At 71.8% G+C, this 23,232-nt stretch carries 17 protein-coding genes and 1 pseudogene; 14 read left to right on the top strand and 4 right to left on the bottom strand.

Annotated elements, in window-relative coordinates; genetic code table 11:
* The first annotated feature begins 113 nt into the window (after window positions 1-113).
* From CG747_RS00975 to CG747_RS00950, 6 genes are all read left to right on the top strand, one after another.
* Window positions 114-1,973, top strand: coding sequence for an acetolactate synthase large subunit (locus tag CG747_RS00975; RefSeq protein WP_100599651.1), 1,860 nt, complete (start codon window positions 114-116; stop codon window positions 1,971-1,973).
* A 41-nt stretch (window positions 1,974-2,014) separates the two neighbouring features.
* Entirely contained in the window at window positions 2,015-2,539 is a 525-nt protein-coding gene (gene ilvN, locus CG747_RS00970; protein WP_016575311.1) for an acetolactate synthase small subunit, read from the top strand.
* 102 nt (window positions 2,540-2,641) lie between these two features.
* Entirely contained in the window at window positions 2,642-3,640 is a 999-nt protein-coding gene (gene ilvC / locus CG747_RS00965; protein WP_100599650.1) for a ketol-acid reductoisomerase, read from the top strand.
* Between the two features lie 295 nt (window positions 3,641-3,935).
* The gene (gene serA, locus CG747_RS00960) at window positions 3,936-5,558 is read left to right on the top strand and encodes a phosphoglycerate dehydrogenase (protein WP_100599649.1); all 1,623 of its coding nucleotides are present in this window, start codon (window positions 3,936-3,938) and stop codon (window positions 5,556-5,558) included.
* 295 nt (window positions 5,559-5,853) lie between these two features.
* The gene (locus CG747_RS49070; RefSeq protein ID WP_257980162.1) at window positions 5,854-6,636 is read left to right on the top strand and encodes a PRC-barrel domain-containing protein; all 783 of its coding nucleotides are present in this window, start codon (window positions 5,854-5,856) and stop codon (window positions 6,634-6,636) included.
* Window positions 6,637-6,724: 88 nt separating this feature from the next.
* Window positions 6,725-7,354 carry a TetR/AcrR family transcriptional regulator gene (locus CG747_RS00950; RefSeq protein ID WP_100599648.1) on the top strand — a complete coding sequence of 210 codons (630 nt, stop codon included), beginning with the start codon at window positions 6,725-6,727 and terminating at the stop codon, window positions 7,352-7,354.
* A gap of 55 nt (window positions 7,355-7,409) precedes the next feature.
* Here CG747_RS00950 and CG747_RS00945 read toward each other — a convergent pair whose 3' ends face one another.
* Window positions 7,410-9,137 carry a TIGR03767 family metallophosphoesterase gene (locus CG747_RS00945; RefSeq protein WP_100599647.1) on the bottom strand — a complete coding sequence of 576 codons (1,728 nt, stop codon included), beginning with the start codon at window positions 9,135-9,137 and terminating at the stop codon, window positions 7,410-7,412.
* A gap of 311 nt (window positions 9,138-9,448) precedes the next feature.
* On the opposite strand from CG747_RS00945, the pseudogene CG747_RS00940 reads away from it, so the two are divergent.
* Window positions 9,449-9,694, top strand: a pseudogene (locus CG747_RS00940) (peptidase); the annotation flags it as partial.
* Window positions 9,695-9,707: 13 nt separating this feature from the next.
* Here CG747_RS00940 and CG747_RS00935 read toward each other — a convergent pair.
* The gene (locus CG747_RS00935) at window positions 9,708-10,985 is read right to left on the bottom strand and encodes a CdaR family transcriptional regulator (RefSeq protein ID WP_100599646.1); all 1,278 of its coding nucleotides are present in this window, start codon (window positions 10,983-10,985) and stop codon (window positions 9,708-9,710) included.
* A gap of 205 nt (window positions 10,986-11,190) precedes the next feature.
* Between CG747_RS00935 and CG747_RS00930 the strand changes: the two genes are divergently transcribed.
* From CG747_RS00930 to CG747_RS49065, 3 genes are all read left to right on the top strand, one after another.
* Window positions 11,191-12,117 carry a proline dehydrogenase family protein gene (locus tag CG747_RS00930; protein ID WP_100599645.1) on the top strand — a complete coding sequence of 309 codons (927 nt, stop codon included), beginning with the start codon at window positions 11,191-11,193 and terminating at the stop codon, window positions 12,115-12,117.
* A 263-nt stretch (window positions 12,118-12,380) separates the two neighbouring features.
* On the top strand, window positions 12,381-14,021 hold the full coding sequence (gene pruA / locus CG747_RS00925) for an L-glutamate gamma-semialdehyde dehydrogenase (protein WP_100599644.1): 1,641 nt from the start codon (window positions 12,381-12,383) through the stop codon (window positions 14,019-14,021).
* A gap of 357 nt (window positions 14,022-14,378) precedes the next feature.
* Window positions 14,379-14,510: a hypothetical protein gene (locus CG747_RS49065; RefSeq protein WP_257980161.1), complete on the top strand. Its 132-nt coding sequence runs from the start codon at window positions 14,379-14,381 to the stop codon at window positions 14,508-14,510.
* A 76-nt stretch (window positions 14,511-14,586) separates the two neighbouring features.
* Here CG747_RS49065 and CG747_RS00920 read toward each other — a convergent pair whose 3' ends face one another.
* Entirely contained in the window at window positions 14,587-16,209 is a 1,623-nt protein-coding gene (locus CG747_RS00920) for a metallophosphoesterase family protein (protein WP_180985335.1), read from the bottom strand.
* Window positions 16,210-16,350: 141 nt separating this feature from the next.
* Between CG747_RS00920 and CG747_RS00915 the strand changes: the two genes are divergently transcribed.
* Together CG747_RS00915 and CG747_RS00910 are read left to right on the top strand one after the other, a co-directional pair.
* Complete coding sequence (locus CG747_RS00915) at window positions 16,351-17,391, top strand: 3-isopropylmalate dehydrogenase (protein WP_100599642.1); 1,041 nt, start codon at window positions 16,351-16,353, stop codon at window positions 17,389-17,391.
* A gap of 383 nt (window positions 17,392-17,774) precedes the next feature.
* Window positions 17,775-18,863 carry a branched-chain amino acid aminotransferase gene (locus tag CG747_RS00910; protein ID WP_100599641.1) on the top strand — a complete coding sequence of 363 codons (1,089 nt, stop codon included), beginning with the start codon at window positions 17,775-17,777 and terminating at the stop codon, window positions 18,861-18,863.
* An 89-nt stretch (window positions 18,864-18,952) separates the two neighbouring features.
* Here CG747_RS00910 and CG747_RS00905 read toward each other — a convergent pair whose 3' ends face one another.
* On the bottom strand, window positions 18,953-20,404 hold the full coding sequence (locus CG747_RS00905; protein WP_100599640.1) for a cytosine permease: 1,452 nt from the start codon (window positions 20,402-20,404) through the stop codon (window positions 18,953-18,955).
* A 268-nt stretch (window positions 20,405-20,672) separates the two neighbouring features.
* Between CG747_RS00905 and ureA the strand changes: the two genes are divergently transcribed.
* On the top strand, window positions 20,673-21,377 hold the full coding sequence (gene ureA, locus CG747_RS00900) for an urease subunit gamma (RefSeq protein WP_100599639.1): 705 nt from the start codon (window positions 20,673-20,675) through the stop codon (window positions 21,375-21,377).
* Window positions 21,374-23,068, top strand: a complete 1,695-nt coding sequence (locus CG747_RS00895; protein WP_100599638.1) for an urease subunit alpha — start codon at window positions 21,374-21,376, stop codon at window positions 23,066-23,068. The genes ureA and CG747_RS00895 overlap by 4 nt, the downstream gene beginning before the upstream one ends.
* Window positions 23,069-23,232 lie beyond the last annotated feature (164 nt).

The raw sequence follows: 23,232 nt of genomic DNA, 5'->3' as shown, positions 1-23,232 counted from the left end.
CAGCTGACCACACCGACGCGCTCCCCTCGCTTGCCTCACGGCACGAGGGGTTTTTTGTTGCATCGCAACCTCACAAATCCCGTCAAAACCCTCAGCTTCGAGAAGAGACGCAGATGACCGAGCAGGCCAACGGGGCCCACCATCCGCAGCCGCGGGCCCGTAACTCCGGCGGATCGCAGCAGCCCGCGATCGTCGAGCACGTCACGGGCGCGCAGTCCCTCATCCGTTCGCTGGAGGAGGTCGGGGCCGACACCGTGTTCGGCATTCCCGGCGGTGCGATCCTGCCGGCGTACGACCCGATGATGGACTCCTCGAAGGTCCGGCACGTGCTGGTGCGGCACGAGCAGGGCGCGGGACACGCCGCCACCGGATACGCCCAGGCCACCGGCAAGGTCGGGGTCTGCATGGCGACGTCCGGGCCGGGCGCCACCAACCTGGTCACCCCGATCGCCGACGCGCACATGGACTCCGTCCCGCTGGTCGCGATCACCGGCCAGGTGGCCTCCAAGGCGATCGGTACGGACGCCTTCCAGGAGGCGGACATCTGCGGCATCACGATGCCGATCACCAAGCACAACTGGCTGGTCACCGACCCGGCCGACATCCCCAAGACGATCGCCGAGGCGTTCCACGTCGCCTCCACCGGCCGCCCCGGCCCGGTCCTGGTCGACATCGCCAAGGACGCCCTCCAGGCGCAGACCACCTTCGTCTGGCCGCCGCACACCGACCTGCCCGGCTACCGCCCGGTCACCAAGCCGCACGCCAAGCAGATCCGCGAGGCGGCTCGGCTGATCGCCGAGTCCAAGCGTCCGGTGCTCTACGTCGGCGGCGGTGTCCTGAAGGCCGGCGCCACCGCCGAGCTCAAGGTGCTCGCCGAGCTGACCGGTGCCCCGGTCACCACCACCCTGATGGCGCTGGGCGCCTTCCCTGACAGCCACCCGCAGCACCTGGGCATGCCCGGCATGCACGGCGCGGTCACCGCCGTCGCCGCGCTCCAGAAGGCGGACCTGCTGATCACCCTCGGCGCCCGCTTCGACGACCGGGTCACCGGCAAGCTGGACTCCTTCGCCCCGTACGCCAAGGTCGTGCACGCCGACATCGACCCGGCGGAGATCGGCAAGAACCGCGCCGCGGACGTGCCGATCGTCGGGGACGCCCGCGAGGTCATCGCCGACCTGATCGTGGCGGTCCAGGCCGAGCACGCGGCCGGCCACAAGGGTGACTACAGCGCCTGGTGGAAGGACCTCAACCGCTGGCGCGAGACCTACCCGCTGGGCTACGACCTGCCGGACGACGGCAGCCTCTCCCCGCAGCAGGTCATCGAGCGGATCGGCAAGCTCGCCCCGGCGGACACGATCTTCGCCGCGGGCGTCGGCCAGCACCAGATGTGGGCCGCCCACTTCATCAACTACGAGCAGCCCGCGACCTGGCTGAACTCCGGCGGCGCCGGCACCATGGGCTACGCCGTGCCCGCCGCGATGGGCGCCAAGGCCGGCCAGCCGGACCGCACGGTCTGGGCGATCGACGGTGACGGCTGCTTCCAGATGACCAATCAGGAACTGGTCACCTGCGCGCTCAACAACATCCCGATCAAGGTCGCGATCATCAACAACGGCGCGCTGGGCATGGTCCGCCAGTGGCAGACCCTCTTCTACAACCAGCGCTACTCCAACACCGTGCTGCACAGCGGCCCCGAGGCGGACGGCAAGCAGCCGAGCAAGGGCACCCGGATCCCGGACTTCGTCAAGCTGTCCGAGGCCATGGGCTGCGTCGCGCTGCGCTGTGAGGACCCGGCGGAGCTGGACGCGGTCATCGCCAAGGCCAACGCGATCAACGACCGCCCGGTCGTGGTCGACTTCATCGTCCACGAGGACGCCCAGGTGTGGCCGATGGTCGCCGCCGGCACCTCCAACGACGAGGTCATGGCCGCCCGGGGCGTCCGTCCCGACTTCGGCGACAACGAAGACGACTGAGCCAGGACGACACGGACGCACGGAAGAAGAGAGAAGACGACATGTCCAAGCACACGCTCTCCGTCCTGGTGGAGAACACCCCCGGCATCCTCGCCCGGATCGCCGCGCTGTTCTCCCGCCGCGGCTTCAACATCGACTCGCTGGCGGTCGGGGTCACGGAGCACCCCGACATCTCCCGCATCACCATCGTGGTCAGCGTCGAGTCGCTGCCGCTGGAGCAGGTCACCAAGCAGCTCAACAAGCTCGTCAACGTGCTGAAGATCGTCGAGCTGGAGCCCGGCTCGGCCATCCAGCGCGAACTGGTCCTGGTGAAGGTCCGCGCCGACAACGAGACCCGCTCGCAGATCGTCGAGATCGTCCAGCTCTTCCGCGCCAAGACGGTGGACGTCTCGCCGGACGCCGTGACGATCGAGGCCACCGGGTCCAGCGACAAGCTGGAGGCGATGCTCCGGATGCTGGAGCCGTTCGGCATCAAGGAGCTGGTGCAGTCCGGCACCATCGCCATAGGCCGTGGCGCCCGGTCCATCACCGACCGCTCGCTGCGCGCACTGGACCGTACGGCCTGATTCCTGCGGTCCGTTCGGACCGTATGGCGAGACCCCCCGACTTTCCCTTCCCCGCCCGACATAGTGTGTGGGCACCCAGCTAGATCCAAGGAGATACCCGAAGTGGCCGAGCTGTTCTACGACGACGATGCCGACCTGTCCATCATCCAGAACCGCAAGGTGGCGGTCATCGGCTACGGGAGCCAGGGTCACGCCCACGCGCTGTCCCTGCGCGACTCGGGCGTCGACGTGCGCGTCGGTCTGCACGAGGGCTCCAAGTCCAAGGCCAAGGCCGAGGAGCAGGGCCTGCGCGTGGTGACCCCCGCCGAGGCGTCCGCCGAGGCCGACGTCATCATGATCCTGGTGCCGGACCCGATCCAGGCCAAGGTCTACGAGGAGTCCATCAAGGACAACCTCAAGGACGGCGACGCGCTGTTCTTCGGGCACGGCCTGAACATCCGTTTCGGCTTCATCAAGGCCCCGGCCGGCGTCGACGTCTGCATGGTCGCCCCCAAGGGCCCGGGCCACCTGGTCCGTCGTCAGTACGAAGAGGGCCGCGGCGTGCCGTGCATCGCGGCCGTCGAGCAGGACGCCTCCGGCAAGGCGTTCGACCTGGCGCTCTCCTACGCCAAGGGCATCGGCGGCACCCGCGCCGGCGTCATCAAGACCACCTTCACCGAGGAGACCGAGACCGACCTGTTCGGTGAGCAGGCGGTGCTCTGCGGTGGCGCCTCGGCGCTGGTCAAGGCCGGCTTCGAGACCCTGGTCGAGGCGGGCTACCAGCCCGAGATCGCCTACTTCGAGTGCCTCCACGAGCTGAAGCTGATCGTGGACCTCATGTACGAGGGCGGCCTGGAGAAGATGCGCTGGTCGGTCTCCGAGACCGCCGAGTGGGGCGACTACGTCACCGGCCCGCGGATCATCACCGACGCCACCAAGGCCGAGATGAAGAAGGTCCTCGCCGAGATCCAGGACGGCACCTTCGCCAACAACTGGATGGCGGAGTACAACGCCGGTCTGCCGAAGTACAACGAGTACAAGAAGGCCGACGAGGACCACCTGCTGGAGACCACCGGCAAGAAGCTGCGCAAGCTGATGAGCTGGGTGGACGACGAGGCGTAAGCCCCGGGACAGGGGGCCGCGAAACTGCTCGCGGCCCCCTGTCCGTATGTGGCGGCGCCGTGCAGGCGCGTACCGCCGCACCACCTTGTCCACCGCGTAGAACCACGCATGGGTGATCCTTCCGCTTCGGCACAGACGGTGCCGGGCGCCGCCACTACACTGCTCGTCACAAGCGCGTCAGGCTCACAGCGTCGTGCGTCTTCCACGCGGCTTTCCCCTACACCGCCTTCGGCCGTCGGGACGGCCGTCCTCCCCCACTGCCTCCAGGGCGTGGGAGGCACCCGCAGCGGACCAGATGAGGATTGAAGACCACGTGAGCACTGCCAACCCGGGTAAACCCGTTGTACTGATCGCCGAGGAACTGTCGCCGGCCACCGTCGACGCCCTCGGCCCGGACTTCGAGATCCGGCACTGCAACGGCGCCGACCGCGCCGAGCTGCTGCCCGCCATCGCCGATGTCGACGCCGTTCTCGTGCGCAGCGCGACGAAGATCGACGCCGAGGCGATCGCCGCCGCCAAGAAGCTGAAGGTCGTCGCCCGGGCCGGCGTGGGCCTGGACAACGTCGACGTCTCCGCCGCCACCAAGGCCGGCGTGATGGTCGTCAACGCCCCGACCTCCAACATCGTCACCGCCGCCGAGCTGGCCTGCGGTCTGCTGGTCGCCACCGCCCGCAACATCCCGCAGGCGAACACCGCGCTGAAGAACGGCGAGTGGAAGCGCAGCAAGTACACCGGTGTCGAGCTCAGCGAGAAGACCCTCGGTGTGGTGGGCCTGGGCCGGATCGGTGTCCTGGTCGCCCAGCGGATGTCCGCCTTCGGCATGAAGGTCGTGGCGTACGACCCCTACGTGCAGCCGGCCCGCGCCGCGCAGATGGGCGTCAAGCTGCTGACCCTGGACGAGCTGCTGGAGGTCGCGGACTTCATCACCGTCCACCTCCCCAAGACCCCCGAGACCCTCGGCCTGATCGGCGACGAGGCGCTGCACAAGGTCAAGCCGAGCGTCCGGATCGTCAACGCCGCCCGCGGTGGGATCGTCGACGAGGAGGCGCTGGCCAGCGCGCTCAAGGAGGGCCGGGTGGCCGGCGCGGGCCTCGACGTGTATGCCGTCGAGCCCTGCACCGACTCGCCGCTCTTCGCCTTCGACCAGGTCGTGTGCACGCCGCACCTGGGCGCCTCGACGGGTGAGGCGCAGGAGAAGGCCGGTATCGCGGTCGCCAAGTCGGTGCGGCTGGCGCTCGCCGGCGAGCTGGTGCCGGACGCGGTCAACGTCCAGGGCGGTGTGATCGCCGAGGACGTCAAGCCCGGGCTTCCGCTGGCCGAGCGGCTGGGCCGGATCTTCACCGCGCTGGCCGGCGAGGTCGCCCTGCGCCTCGACGTCGAGGTGTACGGCGAGATCACCCAGCACGACGTCAAGGTGCTCGAACTCTCCGCGCTCAAGGGCGTGTTCGAGGACGTCGTGGACGAGACGGTGTCCTACGTCAACGCCCCGCTGTTCGCGCAGGAGCGCGGCGTCGAGGTGCGGCTGACCACCAGCAGCGAGTCGCCCGAGCACCGCAACGTGGTCACCGTGCGCGGCACCCTCGCGGGCGGCGAGGAGGTGTCGATCTCCGGCACCCTCGCCGGGCACAAGAACGTCCAGAAGGTCGTGGCGGTCGGTGACCACTCCATCGACCTGGCGATCGCCGACCACATGGCCTTCCTGCGCTACACCGACCGCCCCGGCGTCGTCGGCACCGTCGGCCGGATCCTGGGCGAGGCGGGCATCAACATCGGCGGGATGCAGGTCTCCCGGGCCGACGTCGGCGGTGAGGCGCTGGTCGCGCTCACGGTCGACGACAGCATCCCGGCGAACGTGCTGGCGGAGATCTCCGAGGAGATCGGCGCGACCTCGGTGCGCGCGGTGAACCTCACCCACTGAGCCACCGGTTCTCGCAGGTCAACGGGCCCGGTCCCCGCTTCGGCGGGGGCCGGGCCCGCGGCCGTTCGGGCCGGGCGGGGAGGGGGCGGTCCCGGCGCCCGGGGTGGCTGACGCGTCAACGATTCACTCGGATGGCGTAGGGGGGTGCCGCTGGCGGGCGCGCCCGCAGTGCCGTCGAGGGGCCGCCGGGGTCCGGTGCCGCCGCGGCCGCCGAGTCGCTGGGGCGGCGTTCGCGACGCGCAATGGGAACTGCGCGTGCCGTGGAGCGGGTGCGCGCGGAAGGAGGCAGGACGCCATGAACGCACCCCTGGGTGGCACGCCGCAGAGCCTGACCGGACTGCACGTGGTGGACGCGGAGGGCGCGAAGGTGGGCCTCGTCCAGCAGGTGTACCGGGACGACGCCACCAACGAGCCCGAGTGGATCACCGTGCGGACCGGGCTGTTCGGGATGAAGGAGTCCTTCGTGCCGCTGGCCGGAGCCCGGCGGACCGGCGACGAGCTGCACGTCCCGCACACCAAGGCGACGATCAAGGAGGCGCCGAGGATCGACGCCGAAGGCCATCTCGACCCGTCCGAGGAGGAGCGGCTCTACCGCCACTACGGGATGGTCCGGCCGGGGACTACCGAGCCGCCCGGGACGAGCGGGACCACAGGCACTGCCGGGACGAGTGGGACGACCGGCACGGCTGGGCCGACGGGGCCGACGGGGCCGACGGGGAACGCCGGGCCGACGGAGCGGACGGCCGGCGGGGGTGCGGCGGGGAGCCGGGACCGGACGCCCGCGGAGCCCGCCGTGCGGCACCGCACCCGGGCCGGCGCCGAGCGCAACAAGCTGACCGACGCCCGGACCCGGGACGAGAGCCGCCCGATGGAGATGTCCCGCGGCGGCCCGGAGCAGGAGACCGCCCGCGGCCCCGAGGACACCCGCAAGACCGCGCAGCCCGAAGAGCGTGCGGAGGGCGGCGGCGAGCGGCGCGGGGGCGACGCAGAGGCCCCTGGGAAGAGGACGGAGTCCGACGACGGCCGGGCCAGCGGCCGGGACGAGCGCGGCGGGCCGGGAACGGGCCGGCCGCGCTGAGCGGGCCCGGCCGCGCGCCGGAGCCTCGGGTACGCCCGTGTAAGACGCTTGTCTGGTACGGGCGTATGGCCGGGGGTAGGGTGCCCGCATGGGACACCGCGAAGATCTGCTGGAGGGCGCCAAGCGGTGCCTCGTGGAGAAGGGGTACGCGCGCACCACCGCCCGCGACATCGTGGCCGCCTCCGGCGCCAACCTCGCCTCCATCGGCTACCACTACGGCTCCAAGGACGCCCTGATGCGCCAGGCGGTCGTCGCGTCCAGCGAGGAGTGGGGCTCGGGGATCGCAGCGCCGCCCCCGGCCGGCGAGGAGGCGGCCGAGGGCGCCGGGCCGCTGGAGCGCTTCGCCGCCACCTGGGACACCGTGCTGCACCGCATCGCCACCGAGCGGGAGTTCATCGCCGCCCAGGTCGAGGTGCTCGGGCTGCTGCCGCGCGACGAGGGGCTGCGGGAGGCGATCGGCGAGGTGCTGCCGGAGGGCGGCGAGGGACTGGTCGCGGTCTTCGAGGGGGTGCCGGACACCGAGGTGGACCCGGACGCCGCCCGCATCGTCGGCACCTTCTACCAGGCCCTGCTCACCGGCCTGATGGTGCAGTCGCTGGTCCGGCCGGACGGGATGCCGTCCGGCGCCGACCTGGCGGAGGCGCTGCGCCGGGTGACGGCGGGCGAGGTGCTGGGCCCGGACCGGACGCAGCCGGACCCGGCCGGGGCGGACGCGTAGCCGGGGCGGACGTGCGGCAGAGGCGGACACGGGCCGGGGCCCGCGTCCGCCTCGCTCACTTCCCGGGGCGGGTGAGCAGGAGCTCGGTGTTGTGGTCGGCGGGCGTGCCGAGCTTGGCGTCCGGGGTGGCGTACGGGTCGTTGTAGGACAGCTCGCGGTAGAGCGCGGCGAGCCCGGCGTCGGAGGTGTCGGTGACGTCGGTGGTGTACGGGGCGGCGGACTCTATGAGGGTGGTGAACAGGGACAGCGTGCCGTCGCCGTTGTCGGCCAGCTCGATGATCCGGGCGTGCTGCGGGAAGTCGACGTGCGAGGCGGTGTTGATCTCCCAGAAGGCGCGCTCGGGCACCGCGTGGCCGTGCGGGGTGATGCGGTTCTCGTGAGTGTGGCCGTTCACCCAGGCGACCACGTTCGGGTAGCGCTGGAGCAGGGCGACCAGGGCGTTGCCGTCGTGCCGCGCCTCGAAGGGGTGGTAGGGGTCGGGCAGCAGATTGCCCATGGTGGCGCTGGTGTGGTGGCTGAAGAGGACGATCAGGGAATCGCCGCCGCTGCCGCGCACCGGGCGGCCGTCGGCGTCGTACCAGCGGCTGCTGTGCGACTGGAGGACCGACTCCAGCCACCGCAGCTGGGCCGTGCCCAGCGAACCGTCCGCCCAGCCGGCCCGGTTGGTGGTGTCCAGGCTGATGCCCAGGACGCCTTCGGCGAGCGGGAAGGTGTAGTAGAGGCGACCGCTCGCCGCCGCGTCGGACGTGAAGCCGTGGCCCACCGGGCCCGCGCCGGTGTACGCCGGGTCCAGGTGGGCCTTGGCGAACTCGGCCGGGGTGAACGGGCGGCGCCGCTCGTCCGGGGTGATCTTGCGGATCGCGCCGCCGCCGGCCAGCAGCGAACCGAGCAGCGTCGCGGCGTGCGCCGGGTCGTTCTTGAGGGCGTCCGCGAGCCGGGCCGCGGCGGCGTCGTCGCAGCCCTCCAACTTCCGGTCGCCGGTGTACAGCTCGCCCAGCAGGCCGAGGTCGGGCAGGGTGCCCTCGATGCTGTCGTCGTGGTTGCCGACCGTGGTGTACCAGGGCATGGACAGGCCGGGTGCGGTGAACGGGCGGGTCGCGCCGGACAGGAAGCCCGGTATCTGCGGCAGCCCCTTGGCCTTGTAGGCGTCCTGGAGCGTGGACTCCGGGTTCCAGTACGCCGCGTTGCCGGAGTTCTGCACGCCTTCGTAGCGCCGGGGGTCGCCGCTGCTGGGGGTGATCCGGCCGCCGCTCATCACCGTGAGGTACCAGTCGAGTTCGATCTGCTCGTGGTTGTCGGTGTTGTCGCCGGTGGCCATCACCGAGCCGAACGGCAGGTCGGTGTACGGGCCCCGGCGCACCGCGTTGACCCGCTCGACCAGTGACGAGGCGCCGCGCACGGTCAGCGCCTCCTGGGGGCGGTACGCGCTGTCGTTGAACCGGGCGAGGTACTCGAACCGGACCGGCGACTCGACGTCCGCCAGGTGCAGGTCGGTGAACTGAACGAACGAGGCGAGCCCGGTCCGCCGGTCGTCCCGCCCCGCGCCGGCACCGGCCAGGTCGCCGCGCACCACCAGCGGCCAACCGGGCCCGGCCACCAGCCTCTTGTACGCCCCGGTGCCGACCGGGCGGGCGGCCTGCTCCAGCGTGGTGCCCCTGGTCCGCACGGCCCGCGCCGCGGTGACCGCCAGCGCCTGGTCGTAGGAGCCGGCCGACCACAGTGCGGCGCCCGCCGCCACGGCGGACATTCTCGTCATGAACTGTCGGCGGTTCATCCCGTGCATCAAATCCCCCTGGGGCGGCAGTACATGGCGGCAGGCAGCAGTGCCCGGAGGGCCGACCCGGCGGTCGGTTCCCTCGGTCGGCGGACACGCTACTTGCCGGTAGCGTCCGGCAACAGGCCCTGTGGACAACGGCTTCATGGACAACAGGTGCCGTCCCGGGGCACTCCGGGGCATCCGGTGGCGGCGACCCGTGCGGAACGAACGATCAACCCCCCGGCCCGCGTTCGGCGTCCTCCCCGCCGTACGGACGCACCCTGGACCGACGGCGACGGGAGTCCCCGCCCATGAAGCAGCACAGCACCCGCACGTCCGGGCTCGGGATCGACTCAGTCGACCTGTCCTGCGGGGTGACGGTGCTGGGCCACACCGGCCGGACCAACGGCTCCCTCTCCGCGATGTTCGGCACCCCGGACGGCAGACACCAGTTGACGCTCGACATCAACGGCGACTGGTTGCCGGATCCGGCGCTCTACGTCGACGTGGCCGAGGCGGATTTCTGCGGGGCTCCTCCGGCGCGGGCCGGGGGAGCCCGGTCCGTGGCGCTCCCCCTCGCCTGAGGGGGCGCTCCGTTCAGAGCCGCGCCGCCTTCAGCGCCATGTGGAGGAGGAGGCGGTCCGCGCCCTCGTCCAGGTCGAGGCCGGTGAGCTTCTCGACCCGGGCCAGGCGGTAGTAGAGCGTCTGGCGGTGGATGCCCAGCTGCTGGGCGGTGCGGCCGGCCTGGCCCGCGCAGTCCAGGAACGCCTCGGCGGTCCGGGCGAGTTCGGCGTGCGCGGGGGCCAGCAGCGGTTCGACCGCCGGGTCGGCCGGGGCGGCCGGGAGGGCGGTCAGCAGCCGGTAGGCGCCGAGCGCGTCCCATTCGGCGACGGGGCCGAGCCGCGGCTCGGCGCGGGCCGCGCGGGCCGCGTCCAGGGCCTGCCGCCAGGCGGTCGGCAGGTCGGTCAGCTCCCGGGTGGCGAGCCCGATCCCGGCGGCCCCCCGGGTGGGGAGGGTCCCTGCCCGTCCGGCCGCGGCCGGGGCACCTCCCGCCCGCGGGGAGCGCAGCAGGTGGTCGGCGGCCGTGTGGGCCGGGGCGGGCGAACCGGTCTGGCGCAGCCGGACGAGCGCGGCCAGCGCCGGCTCGGCGGCGCCGGGCCCGGGTCGGTCCGGATGGTCCGGCCGGTCCGGGGTGCCGCCGCCCACCGTGGGCAGCGGGCAGGCCGCGAGCAGTCCCGGCAGGCTGGGCAGCGGGGCCGTGTCGGTGGCCGTGGTGTCCCAGGGCAGGACCGCCACCAAGGTGAGCGGCGTGCCGGAGGTGAAGCGCAGGGTGTCCCGGAGGGCATCCCGCAGCGCGCCCGCCGCGGCGGTCCGGTCGGCGGCCCGGGAGGTCAGCAACTCCCGCAGCACTTCGGCGAGTTCGGAGCCGGCCCGGGACTCGGCGGCCAGCAGGGCGCCGATCCGCGCGGCGGTCTCCATCGCCTGGGCCATCCGGGGGTCGGCCGGGGTACCGCGGCCGCCCAGTTCCAGGTCGGTCAGATGGCCGTCGTCGAGCAGCCACACGTAGCCGTGTACCACTCCGCGGTGCCGTACCGGGAGGCAGATCCGGCCTTTGAAGACCCCGGCCGCCGGGTCCGGGGGGATGCGCAGCGGGGAGGTGGCGCGGGCGATCCCGAACGCCTCGAACCACGCGCGCACCGCCGCGGAGGACCGCCGCTGGAGGATCGAGCGGGTCCGCACCGGGTCCATGACCTCGTCGTCCTCGCTCTCGTGCGCTCCGAACGCGATCAGTCCGAAATCCCGGTCCTCCAGCGTCGCCGGCGCACCGAGCGCCGCCGAGATCTCGTCCACCAACTGCTGGTAGTCGCCGCGCACCGCCGCCCGACCCCTCTCCTGTCGCTGCCGTCACCTGCCTCCCATTCTCATACATCTGTCTGAGATGCCGGCCACGAAGGCGTGACAGCTGTCGATGGCCGGAAAGTGGCGAGATCCTTAAATTTCAGGTGGCTCATCTTGCCGCCGCGACCGCCCGATCGGCGCCCGCCCCGGCATTTGTCATCCTGAAACGTGGAGGTGCCCCATGCTGGGTCCCGTGCTTCTCGCCGCCGCGCGCAGCGACAGCATCCGCCGCGTCGTCGCGGCCGCTCCGGTCACCCGACCCGTGGTCGAGCGGTTCGTCGCGGGCGAGCGCCTGGACGAGTCGATGGCGGCCGTACGGAACCTCGCCGCCCGCGGCATGGAGGTCACCCTCGACCACCTCGGCGAGGACATCACCGACCCGGCCGAGGCGCTGCGCAACCGCGACGCCTACCTCCAGCTGGCCGGAGCCCTCAAGGAACTCGGGCTCGGCGCCAGGGCCGAGATGTCGGTCAAGCTCTCCGCCTTCGGGCAGGCGCTGCCCGGCGGGCACGACCTCGCGCTGCGCAACGTCACTCCGGTGGTCGAGGCCGCCGCCGAGGCCGGCACCACCGTGACGCTGGACATGGAGGACCACACCACGGTCGACTCCACCCTCGCGATCCTCGGTGCGCTGCGCGAGCGCTTCCCCCAGACGGGCGCGGTGCTCCAGGCGTACCTCTTCCGCACCGAGGACGACTGCCGGGCACTGGCCGGGGAAGGCTCCCGGGTGCGGCTGGTCAAGGGCGCGTACAAGGAGCCCGCGACGGTCGCGTTCCAGGACAAGCGGGAGGTCGACCGGGCCTACGTGCGCTGCCTGAAGATCCTGATGGCCGGGCAGGGCTACCCGATGATCGGGTCCCACGACCCGAGGATGGTCGCCATCGCCCAGGAGCTGGCGCACCGCAACGGCCGCAAGCCCGCCGACTACGAGTTCCAGATGCTGTTCGGCATCCGCGAGGCGGAGCAGCAGCGGCTGGTGGAGGAGGGCCACCGGATGCGGGTCTACATCCCCTACGGGACGGACTGGTACGGCTACTTCATGCGCCGCCTCGCCGAGCGCCCCGCCAACCTGGCGTTCTTCCTGCGGTCCCTGGCCACGCGCGGCTGAGGGAACGAGGAGTGTCCGCGGCGGACGCCCGCCGCGGACACCCCGCTGACCGGCTCATTTGGGACGGGGTTTACCGTCTCTTTTGATGCCATATGGGTAGATCCTGGACAAGGGATCCTTCCCGGACGGCGCCACCCGTGGCCGGCCACCCGCCGTGGCAGCGGCCTCGGCACGACCGACGTACACCGACGTACGACAACGAAACGATCGCATACCGACGATCACGAGCGTGACGATCGCAAGCGTAAGGAGACACGGCCACCATGGACGCTGTGACCCAGGTCCCCGTGCCGGTGAACGAGCCGGTGCACAGCTACGCCCCGGGCAGCCCGGAGCGCTTCCGCCTGGAGGCCAAGCTCAAGGAGCTGGCGGGCAACCCCATCGAGCTGCCGATGACCATCGGCGGCGCACGACGGATGGGCGGCGGCGAACGCTTCGACGTCGTGCAGCCGCACCACCACTCCGCCCGCCTCGGCACCTACGCCAACGCCACCGTCCAGGACGCCCAGGACGCGGTGGACGCCGCGCTGGCCGCCGCCCCCGCCTGGCGCGCGATGTCCTTCGACGACCGCGCCGCGATCGTCCTCAAGGCCGCCGACCTGCTGGCCGGCCCCTGGCGCGAGACGATGGCCGCCGCCACCATGCTCGGCCAGTCCAAGACCGCCCAGCAGGCCGAGATCGACACCCCCTGCGAACTGGTCGACTTCTGGCGCTTCAACGTCCACTTCGCGCGCCAGATCCTGGCCGAGCAGCCGCCGGTGAACTCCCCGGGCGTCTGGAACCGCTCCGACCACCGCCCCCTCGAGGGCTTCGTCTACGCGATCACGCCCTTCAACTTCACCGCGATCGCCGGCAACCTCCCCACCGCCCCCGCCCTCATGGGCAACGTGGTGGTCTGGAAGCCGTCCCCGACGCAGACCTTCGCCGCGGTGCTGCTGATGCGCCTGCTGGAGGAGGCCGGCCTGCCGCCCGGCGTCATCAACCTCGTCACCGGCGACGGCAAGGACGTCTCCGAGGTGGCCCTGACCCACCCCGACCTGGCGGGCATCCACTTCACCGGCTCGACCAGGACCTTCCAGCACCTGTGGAAGACGGTCGGCACCCACATCGAGAAGTACAAGACGTACCCCCGCCTGGTCGGCGAGACCGGCGGCAAGGACTTCATCGTCGCCCACCCCTCGGCCGACCGCGCCGTCCTGAAGACCGCCATGACCCGCGGCGCCTTCGAGTTCCAGGGCCAGAAGTGCTCCGCGGCCTCCCGCGCCTACGTCCCGGCGTCGCTGTGGAACGCCGGCTTCAAGGAGGAGTTCGCCGCCGAGGTCGACGCCCTGTCCATGGGCGACGTCACCGAGCTGGCGAACTTCATGGGTGCCGTCATCGACGAGCGCTCCTTCGCCAAGAACAAGGCGGCGATCGACCGCGCCAAGGCCGACCCGACCGTCGAGGTCGTGGCCGGCGGCAGCTACGACGACAGCGTGGGCTACTTCGTCCGCCCGACGGTCCTGGTCTCCACCGACCCGGAGAACGAGATCTTCAAGGACGAGTACTTCGGCCCCATCCTCGGCGTCCACGTCTACGACGACTCCACCGAGGGCGGCTACGAGGCCATGCTGGACCAGATGGAGTCCGCCTCGGCCTACGGCCTGACCGGCGCCGTGATCGCCCAGGACCGCGCCGCGGCCGCCGCCACCTGCGAGAGGCTTCGCTTCGCGGCCGGCAACTTCTACATCAACGACAAGCCCACCGGTGCCGTGGTCGGCCAGCAGCCGTTCGGCGGCGGCCGCGCCTCGGGCACCAACGACAAGGCCGGCGCCAAGCAGAACCTGATGCGCTGGACCTCCACCCGCTCCATCAAGGAGACCCTGGTCCCGCCGACCGACTACCGCTACCCGCACATGGGCTGACGCCCACCCGCCCGGCCGCGGCCCGGTACCCCTTCGGGGGTGCCGGGCCGCGGCCGTTCGCGCGCCTTCGGGCCGGGTCCGGGACGGTCCGCGCGTGATCACCGTCTCAAATAGTAGGAAGCCCAAGTAATTGTGCAGACATCACGGCTCGGCTGTCCTAGCTTTGTAGGAGCCGAACGTATCGCTGCATCCAGCGAATGCGGATGCGGCCCGGCGCGCCCACGCAGGTGACCCCTGCGGCGCCGTGGCCCCCGCCCTCCGGCCGCTCCCGAACCACCCCACCCCTCTTCACCCCTCTTCACCCCTCTTCGACGTATCCCTTCAGTACTCGGGGCTTTGGCATTGGAGACGCGCATCATGGCCGAGACCACCGTCCGCAGGACCCGTCACTCCTCCCGTCAGACCAACGAAGCCGACCGCCGCAACGCCGCGGCCGCCCTCCAGCGCGCACTCGACCGCCGCGACAACGGCGGCGCCACCGGTCACTGAGCACGCCGACCCCGCTCATGCGTCAGGGGCGCCCGGGAGGTGATCCCGGGCGCCCCTGGCGTGGTGGTGCGGGCGGTCAGCTCCGGCGGCGGGAGCGGGTGACCTCGAAGTGGTCGACGCGCTCACCGGACTCGGCGAGGGCGGTGACCTTCATCGAGGGACGGGCACCCGGGGTGACCTCGACGGCGATGAAGGAGTAGCCGGTGTAGCGGACCCGGGACCACTCGACGGTCTCCTCGGCCTTCGCCTGGCCCTTGACCCAGTGGTAGGTGTCCACGTGGTCCAGGTCCTTGACGTGGCCTTCGTAGCTGTCGGGCACGGGGAAGTCGTAGAGGGACTTCCCGGCGCCGCCGGCCGTCACGTAGACGATGCCCTCGTGCGCGGCGTCCACGGTCTCCCCGATGGGCACCCGCTTCGAGACCCGGCCGCCCTTGATGGCGTCGGTGCGCTCGTAGACGTGGTTGTGGCCGTTGACCACCAGGTCCACCTTGTGCTTCTCGAAGAGCGGCAGCCAGGCGTCGCGGACCCCGCCCTCGGAGGCGTGCGAGTTGGTGGTGGAGAACGCGCAGTGGTGGAAGAAGACCACGAGGAAGTCGATGTCCGCGGCGGCCCGGAGCTCGCCGAGCCGGCGGTCCAGCCAGCGGGTCTGCCGGCCCTCGGTGTAGCCCGCGTTGGCCGGGATCTCGTAGGAGACGTCGTTGGCGTCCAGGGCGACGACGGCGACGTTGCCGTAGGTGAACGAGTAGATGCCGGGGGCCTGCCGCGGGTCCGGGCCGTTGGCCGGCAGCGACCAGCGGGCGGACTGGCCGCCGTAGCCGTTGGGGGAGTACCACGCCTCCATGTCGTGGTTGCCGGTGGTCACCATCCACGGCACCGACTTCGCCACCGTCTCGGTCTGGGCGAGGAACTGGTCCCAGGCGCGGGCGTCGTAGGTGTCGTGCTCGGAGCCCTGGCCGTCCGGGTCGGCGTAGCAGATGTCGCCCGCGTGCAGGTGGAAGGACGGGTTCTGGCCGAGGATCAACTGGTCGTTGGCGAGCGCGTGGTAGCTGACGCCCTGGTCGCCGAAGGCGGTGAAGACGAACTTCTCGGCGCGCGCCGGCGCGGTGCGGAAGGTGCCGACGGTGGAGAAGTGGCGCGGGTCGGCCGGGTCGAAGCCGTCGTGGCCGACGCCGTAGTAGTACGTGGTCCCCGGGCGCAGGCCGTCGAGGGCCGCGTGCAGGTAGTACTGGTCGACCGCCGGGAGCTTGGCGGTCAGCGCCGGGGTGTGCAGGTGGCGCACCTCGGCCTGGACCTTGCGGCCCAGGTCCCAGGGCTTCAGACCGACCCGGAGGTACGGCCGCCGGACCGCGAACGGCACCTGCCAGCCGACCCGCATCTGGGTCCGGGGGTCGGCGCCGAAGGCGAGGTGGCGGCCGAACGGGGCGACCAGGTGCCCGTCGACGGCGGTGGTCGCGGGCGCGGACAGCAGCACCGGCCCGGCGGTCTGCGCGGCCTGTGCGGCCGGGGCGGTCAGCAGGCCGGCCCCGGCGACCATGCCGGCGGTGACCGCGGAGCTGCGCAGCAGCCCCCGGCGGGTCAGCTTGGTGCGGAGGTACTCGTGCTGCTCGGGCATGGTCATGCGGGCCGCGAGCTGCTCCGGTATGCCGACGCGGGGGGTGTGCGAGGGCAGGGGGCGCTCCCCCCGGGGATGTGCACTCATGTGGCCGAATCTCGCAGTACCCGCCGACGTGCCCGGGACGCCGGGGTGAACGCCGGATGGCCGGTGGTGGTGCGCCGGGCGACCGTGTCCGCATGCCGGACGTTACGTGTCAATCATTGGGACGAAGAGTAGGGTCCAGGCATGTCTCGCAGCATTCGCCTCGCAGTGATCCCCGGTGACGGTATCGGCCAGGAAGTCGTGGCGCAGGGCCTGAAGGTCCTGACCGCGGTCCTCCCGCAGGACGTCAAGCTGGAAACCAAGGAGTACGACCTCGGGGCCAAGCGCTGGCACCGGACCGGCGAGACCCTGCCGGACGCGGAACTGGCCGCCCTCAAGGACCATGACGCGATCCTGCTCGGCGCGATCGGCGACCCGACGGTGCCGTCCGGCGTCCTGGAGCGCGGACTGCTGCTCAAACTCCGCTTCGCCTTCGACCACTTCGTCAACCTGCGCCCCTCGAAGCTGTTCCCGAACACCGCGACCCCGCTGGCCGGCCGCCCCGACATCGACTTCGTCGTCGTCCGCGAGGGCACCGAGGGCCCGTACACCGGCAACGGCGGCAGCCTGCGCACCGGCACCCCGGCCGAGGTCGCCACCGAGGTCAGCGTGAACACCGCCTACGGCGTGGAGCGCGTGGTCCGGGACGCCTACGAGCGGGCCGACGCCCGCCCGCGCAAGAAGCTGACGCTGGTCCACAAGAACAACGTCCTGGTCTACGCCGGCCACATGTGGAAGAACATCTTCGACAAGGTCGGCCAGGAGTACCCCGAGGTCACCACCGACTACCTGCACGTCGACGCGGCGACGATCTTCTTCGTCACCCAGCCCGAGCGGTTCGACGTGATCGTCACCGACAACCTCTTCGGCGACATCCTCACCGACCTCGCCGCGGCCGTCACCGGCGGCATCGGCCTGGCCGCCTCCGGGAACATCAACCCCACCGGCGCCTTCCCTTCGATGTTCGAGCCGGTGCACGGCTCCGCGCCGGACATCGCGGGCACCGGCAAGGCCGACCCGACCGCCACGATCCTCTCCGTCGCGCTGCTGCTGCGCCACCTCGGCTACGAGGAGCAGGCCGCCCGCATCGAGGCGGAGGTCGCCGCCGACCTGGAGGCCCGGGACGGCGCGGCCCGCACCACCGACGAGATCGGTGACGCGATCGCCGCACGCGTAGCGGGCTGACGCCCGACGCACGAGCAGCACCCCAGCGCCGGGCCGGTCAACGGTCCGGCGCTGTCCGCATTGACCCCGCCCCGGCCGCCGGCGGGCGGAATGCCACCATCTGACGCAGGACGCGCACGCCGGTTCCGGCGGCGGACGCCCGCGAGCGATAATCGGACGAGGGACCGCCGTCCGGCGGGAAACTCGGACGTCCCAGTAACGACCGGTACGACTGAGTCCCCGCAGTGCGCGCGGCCGCTCCCCACCGCACCGGTGCCGCGAACGGGGACCCTCCCCGACCCCCGGCCGGAGGGCTGGGCCGGTGACCCTCCCCAGCGCACGCTGGGTGGGGAGCAGCCCGGGACCACCCCGGTATCGGACCACGCAGTGAAGGACACGGACACATGACGACGCCGACGATCGAGCTCAAGCCCTCCTCGAACCCGCTGCCCGCGGCGGAGCGGGAGCAGATCCTGGCCGCCCCCGGCTTCGGCCGCCACTTCACCGACCACATGGTGACGATCAAGTGGACCGAGGGCCGCGGCTGGCACGACGGGCAGCTCGTGCCGTACGGGCCGCTCTCCCTCGACCCGGCGACCAACGTCCTGCACTACGCGCAGGAGATCTTCGAGGGGCTGAAGGCGTACCGCCAGCCCGACGGCAGCGTCGCCACCTTCCGCCCGGACGCCAACGCCCGGCGCTTCCAGGCGTCCGCCCGCCGGCTGGCCATGCCGGAGCTGCCGGTCGAGACCTTCATCGAGGCGTGCGACCTGCTGGTCCAGCAGGACAAGGACTGGGTGCCCGCGCACGGCGGCGAGGAGTCGCTGTACCTCCGCCCGTTCATGATCGCCACCGAGGTGGGGCTGGGCGTCAAGCCCGCCGCCGAGTACCTCTTCGTCGTCATCGCCTCGCCCGCCGGCGCGTACTTCCCCGGTGGCGTCAAGCCGGTCTCCATCTGGCTCTCCGAGGACCGGGTGCGGGCCGTCCCCGGCGGCATGGGCGACGCCAAGACCGGCGGCAACTACGCCGCGTCGCTGCTCGCCCAGGCCGAGGCCGCGGCCCGCGGCTGCGACCAGGTCGCCTACCTCGACGCGGTGGAGCACACCTGGGTCGAGGAGCTCGGCGGGATGAACCTCTACTTCGTCTACGGAGACCGGATCGTCACCCCGAAGCTGACCGGCTCGCTGCTGGCCGGCGTCACCCGTGACTCGCTGCTCTCCGTCGCCCGCGACCTGGGCTACGCGTCGGAGGAGGGCCGGGTCTCCATCGACCAGTGGCAGAACGACTCCGCCGACGGCACGCTCACCGAGGTCTTCGCCTGCGGCACCGCCGCGGTGATCACCCCGGTCGGCACGGTCAAGCGGGCGAGCGCCGAGTGGCACCAGTCCGGCGGCGAGCCGGGCAAGGTCACGCTGAAGCTGCGCGAGGCGCTGCTGGACATCCAGCGCGGGGTGACCGCCGACGACCACGGCTGGATGCACCGCATCGGCTGACGCGTGGCCCCTGGCCCGTAGGCACGCGCGAGGCCGCCCCGGCAGGATGCCGGGGCGGCCTCGCGCGGTTCACCGTGCGGTGCCGGTGGTCAGCCGACCTTGGTGGGGCTCTTCGGCGCGGCGGTGGGCGCGCCGGCGCCGGCCGCGCGCAGCGGCGGGACCGGGCGCGGCTGCCGGGCGACCAGGAGCAGGTAGACGAGCGCGGCGGTGGCGGCGGCCAGCAGGAAGCTCATGTCGATCCCGCCGGTGTACTTCAGCAGCGGCCCCTCGTAGGGGGAGCCCACGGCCAGCAGGCCGACCGCGGAGCCGAGCGCCCAGGCGATGGCGGCCTGGACGTTCCAGCCGGCCTTGAACCAGTACACGCCGCCGACCGTGCCGCGGTTGTAGACCTGGAGCGAGTCCGGGTCGTAGACGCCGCGGCAGCGGACGAAGCCGATCACGGTGATGACCGCCCACGGGGTTCCGATGGCGGTCATGAGGAGGACGAAGGCGGTCATCGCGTTCTGCGCGTCCCACAGGAAGTGGCCGATGTAGACCAGCGCGGTGGAGAGCCCGGCGACGACGTAGGTGGCCTGGGTGCGGGTGGCGCGCGGCAGGATCGCGTCCAGGTCCAGGCCCATGCTGTAGAGCATCAGACCGGAGTTGCCCGCGGACCCGGCCGAGGCGTTGAGCAGCAGGAAGACCAGGTACCACAGGGGCGCGCCGGCGACCAGCGGCCCGGCGTAGTCGGAGCCGGCGCCGACCGCGAGCGCGCTGAACGTCCCGAACAGCTGCGGCACCAGCAGACCGAGGACCAGGCCCAGGTAGGTGGCGCCGAAGACCGCCTTGGAGCTGTGCCGGCGGGGGGAGATGTAGCGGCTGTAGTCGCCGAGCAGGGTGATGAAGGCGATCGGGCCGCTGAGGCCGGCCGAGACCGCGGAGAGCAGCCAGGTCTGCCAGTAGCCGCCCAGGGCGTAGTGGACGCCGGGGATCGGGCCGGTGGTGAAGTGGTGCGCGAAGGCGAAGACGCCGATCGCCAGCAGGATCGTCAGGCCGATCGAGAGCACCTTGCTGAGCCGCAGCAGCACCTTGTAGCCGTAGACCGCGCCGACGGCGGTGGCGGCGGCCAGCACCGCGTAGACGATCGTGTACGCCGCCCCGTCGGCCGGCAGGCCGATGAGGCGGTGGAGACAGTCGACCATGGCGTCCCCGCCGACCCAGAGGGTCAGCGCGGTGTAGCCGAGCGAGAGCAGCAGGCCGATCACCGAGCCGATGAGCCGCCCGCGGACGCCGAAGAAGGCGCCGCTGCTGGTGGAGAGGTTGGTCGCGCTGCGCAGCGAGACCAGGGCGAGCGGCGCGGTCAGCAGCGCGCCGACCAGGGTGCCGGCCGCGAGGGAGGTGACCGAGCCCCAGAAGCCGAGGCCGAAGGAGACGGGTAGCCAGCCGAAGATCACAACGCCGAGTGCGAGGTTCGAGCCGAGCAGGATGGAGACGAGGTCGCGAGGGCTGCTTGTGCGCTCCTCGTCCGGGATCGTGTCGACTCCGCGTTGTTCTATCGGCATGAGGGCTCCCCTGAGAGGCCGGAACAGGTGTGAGAAGCGGTGCTGGGCGCGGTGCTCCGTCGTGGACAAGGGCTTCGTTCGTCGGTGCGTACGAAGCGCGTGCTCGCTGCTGCGAGATCATTTGAGTGATGCTCTAAAAATGATCAGATCAAGCCATCTTCTAGAGCGACGCTCAATATGAAGCACAGTTGCTGCCTAGGTCAATGGTTTCGGAATGATGAATTCCGAGTTAGAGTGATGCTCAATTCAAGCGGGAGGAAGTGACAGGATGCGGCTCACCCCGACAGAACGCGACCGGCTGCTGCTGTTCGGTGCGGCCGAACTGGCGCGGGCGCGCCGGGCCCGCGGCCTGAAGCTGAACGTGCCCGAGGCGACCGCGTTGATCGCGGACACAGTCTGCGAGGCGGCGCGGGACGGGCGCCGCCTCGCTCAGGCCATCGAGGCGGCCCGCAGCGTGCTGGGCCCGGAGGATGTCCTGCCGGGGGTGGCCGACGTCGTCACCGAGGTGCACGTGGAGGCCGTCTTCGACGACGGCTCCCGGCTCGCGGTGGTCACCGACCCGATCGGCGCCGAACCCCTCGCGGAGCCCGGCGGGGCGACGCGGGCGCCCGGCGCCGTGCTGCCCGGCCCGGCCGACCCCGAGCCCGAGCCCGCCGTGGTGATCGCGGTGCGCAACACCGCGACCGTGCCGATCAGCGTCACCTCGCACTTCCACTTCTTCGAGGCCAACCCCCGGTTGGAGTTCGACCGCGCCGCCGCCTACGGCATGCGGCTGTGCGTCCCGGCCGGCTCGTCGGTGCGGTTCGACGTCGGCGGGTCCTCGGAGGTCGGCCTGGTGCCGATCGGCGGCGACCGGATCGCGATCGGCTTCGCCGGGCTGGTCGACGGCCCGCTCGACGCGCCGGGCGCCAAGAACGAAGCGCTGCGGCGGGCCGCCGCCTGTGGCTACCTGGGAGCGGAGGAGCAGGCATGAGCCCGAGCATCGATCCTTACGAGTACGCCTCGGTCCACGGCCCGCGGGCCGGTGACCGGGTGGTCCTCGGCGACTCCGGCCTGGTGGTCCGGGTGGAGTCCGACTCGCAGAAGTCGGGCGAGGAGTTCCTGGCCGGCTTCGGCAAGACCGCCCGCGACGGGATGCACCTCAAGGCCGCGTCGCTGCGCGAGACCTGCGACGTGGTGATCAGCAACGTCCTGGTCATCGACGCGGTCCAGGGCATCCGCAAGACCTCCATCGGCATCCGCGAGGGGCGCATCCACGCCATCGGGCGGGCCGGCAACCCCGACACCCTCGACGGCGTCGACGTCGTCGTCGGCACCGGCACCTCGATCGTCTCCGGTGAGGGCATGATCGCCACCGCCGGCGCCGTGGACACCCACGTCCACCTGCTCTCCCCGCGGGTGATGGAAGCCTCGCTGGCCTCCGGCGTGACCACGATCATCGGGCAGGAGTTCGGTCCGGTCTGGGGCGTCGGCGTCAACTCCCCCTGGGCGCTGCGCCACGCGTTCAACGCCTTCGACGCCTGGCCGGTCAACATCGGCTTCCTGGGCCGCGGTTCGTCCTCCGGCGAGGCGCCGCTGGTCGAGGCGCTGGCCGAGGGCGGCGCCCTGGGCTTCAAGGTGCACGAGGACATGGGTGCGCACGCCCGCGCGCTGGACACCGCCCTGCGGGTCGCCGAGGAGTACGACGTCCAGGTCGCGCTGCACAGCGACGGCCTCAACGAGTGCCTCACCGTCGAGGACACCCTGCGGGTCCTGGACGGCCGGACGATCCACGCCTTCCACATCGAGGGCTGCGGCGGCGGGCACGTCCCCAACGTGCTGAAGATGGCCGGTGTCCCCAACGTCATCGGCTCCTCGACCAACCCCACCCTGCCGTTCGGGCGGGACGCGGTCGCCGAGCACTACGGCATGATCGTCTCGGTCCACGACCTCAAGACGGACCTGCCCGGCGACGCCGCGATGGCCCGCGACCGCATCCGGGCCGGCACGATGGGCGCCGAGGACGTACTGCACGACCTCGGGGCGATCGGCATCACCTCCTCCGACGCCCAGGGCATGGGCCGGGCCGGCGAGACCGTCCGCCGCACCTTCGCCATGGCCGGCAAGATGAAGGCCGAACTCGGCCCGATGGACGGCGACGGCGCCCACGACGACAACGCCCGCGTACTGCGCTACATCGCCAAACTCACCATCAACCCCGCCATCGCCCACGGCCTCTCGCACGAGATCGGATCGATCGAGGTCGGCAAGATGGCGGACATCGTGCTGTGGAAGCCGCAGTTCTTCGGCGCCAAACCCCAACTGGTGCTCAAGTCCGGCTTCCCCGCCTACGGCGTCACCGGCGACCCCAACGCCGCCACCGACACCTGCGAACCCCTCGTGCTCGGCCCGCAGTTCGGCGCGCACGGCGCGACCCCGGCCGAGATCTCGGTGGCCTTCGTCGCCGGCGCCGCGGTCGAGCAGGGCGGCGACGGGATGCCCACCCGCCGGCGCCGGGTCGCGGTCCGCGGCACCCGCGGCATCGGCCCCCGCAACCTGATCCACAACGCCCGGGTCGGCGACGTCCAGGTCGACGAACGCAGCGGACTGGTCACCCTCGACGGCGACCCGATGCGCTCCGAACCGGCCGACACGGTCTCGCTGTCCAGGCTCTACTTCCTCTGACGAGACGTCCGCGGCCGCGCACTGCGCCGACCGGACACCTCCGACGACGCCCGGGGCCGCCGGGCCATCCGCTCCGTAACACCGTTACAGGGACACCCGGCAGGCGGCCCCGCCCCGTCCCGCCCCGCTCTCTTCCGCTCCGCGACCCCGCGCGCACCTCCGAG

It is taken from the genome of Streptomyces sp. CB02959, from assembly GCF_002803155.1.
Classification (GTDB): Bacteria; Actinomycetota; Actinomycetes; order Streptomycetales; family Streptomycetaceae; genus Streptomyces.
This window is presented reverse-complemented; position numbering and strand designations above follow the sequence as displayed.

What these genes read in the sequence shown, in the direction of transcription:
- CG747_RS00975 (WP_100599651.1), top strand. Translation starts at nt 114, where the DNA reads ATGACCGAGCAGGCCAACGGGGCCCACCATCCGCAGCCGCGGGCCCGT.
- ilvN (WP_016575311.1), top strand. Translation starts at nt 2,015, where the DNA reads ATGTCCAAGCACACGCTCTCCGTCCTGGTGGAGAACACCCCCGGCATC.
- serA (WP_100599649.1), top strand. Translation starts at nt 3,936, where the DNA reads ATGAGGATTGAAGACCACGTGAGCACTGCCAACCCGGGTAAACCCGTT.
- CG747_RS49070 (WP_257980162.1), top strand. Translation starts at nt 5,854, where the DNA reads ATGAACGCACCCCTGGGTGGCACGCCGCAGAGCCTGACCGGACTGCAC.
- CG747_RS00950 (WP_100599648.1), top strand. Translation starts at nt 6,725, where the DNA reads ATGGGACACCGCGAAGATCTGCTGGAGGGCGCCAAGCGGTGCCTCGTG.
- CG747_RS00945 (WP_100599647.1), bottom strand. Translation starts at nt 9,137, where the DNA reads ATGCACGGGATGAACCGCCGACAGTTCATGACGAGAATGTCCGCCGTG.
- CG747_RS00930 (WP_100599645.1), top strand. Translation starts at nt 11,191, where the DNA reads ATGCTGGGTCCCGTGCTTCTCGCCGCCGCGCGCAGCGACAGCATCCGC.
- pruA (WP_100599644.1), top strand. Translation starts at nt 12,381, where the DNA reads ATGGACGCTGTGACCCAGGTCCCCGTGCCGGTGAACGAGCCGGTGCAC.
- CG747_RS49065 (WP_257980161.1), top strand. Translation starts at nt 14,379, where the DNA reads ATGGCCGAGACCACCGTCCGCAGGACCCGTCACTCCTCCCGTCAGACC.
- CG747_RS00920 (WP_180985335.1), bottom strand. Translation starts at nt 16,209, where the DNA reads ATGAGTGCACATCCCCGGGGGGAGCGCCCCCTGCCCTCGCACACCCCC.
- CG747_RS00915 (WP_100599642.1), top strand. Translation starts at nt 16,351, where the DNA reads ATGTCTCGCAGCATTCGCCTCGCAGTGATCCCCGGTGACGGTATCGGC.
- CG747_RS00910 (WP_100599641.1), top strand. Translation starts at nt 17,775, where the DNA reads ATGACGACGCCGACGATCGAGCTCAAGCCCTCCTCGAACCCGCTGCCC.
- CG747_RS00905 (WP_100599640.1), bottom strand. Translation starts at nt 20,404, where the DNA reads ATGCCGATAGAACAACGCGGAGTCGACACGATCCCGGACGAGGAGCGC.
- ureA (WP_100599639.1), top strand. Translation starts at nt 20,673, where the DNA reads ATGCGGCTCACCCCGACAGAACGCGACCGGCTGCTGCTGTTCGGTGCG.
- CG747_RS00895 (WP_100599638.1), top strand. Translation starts at nt 21,374, where the DNA reads ATGAGCCCGAGCATCGATCCTTACGAGTACGCCTCGGTCCACGGCCCG.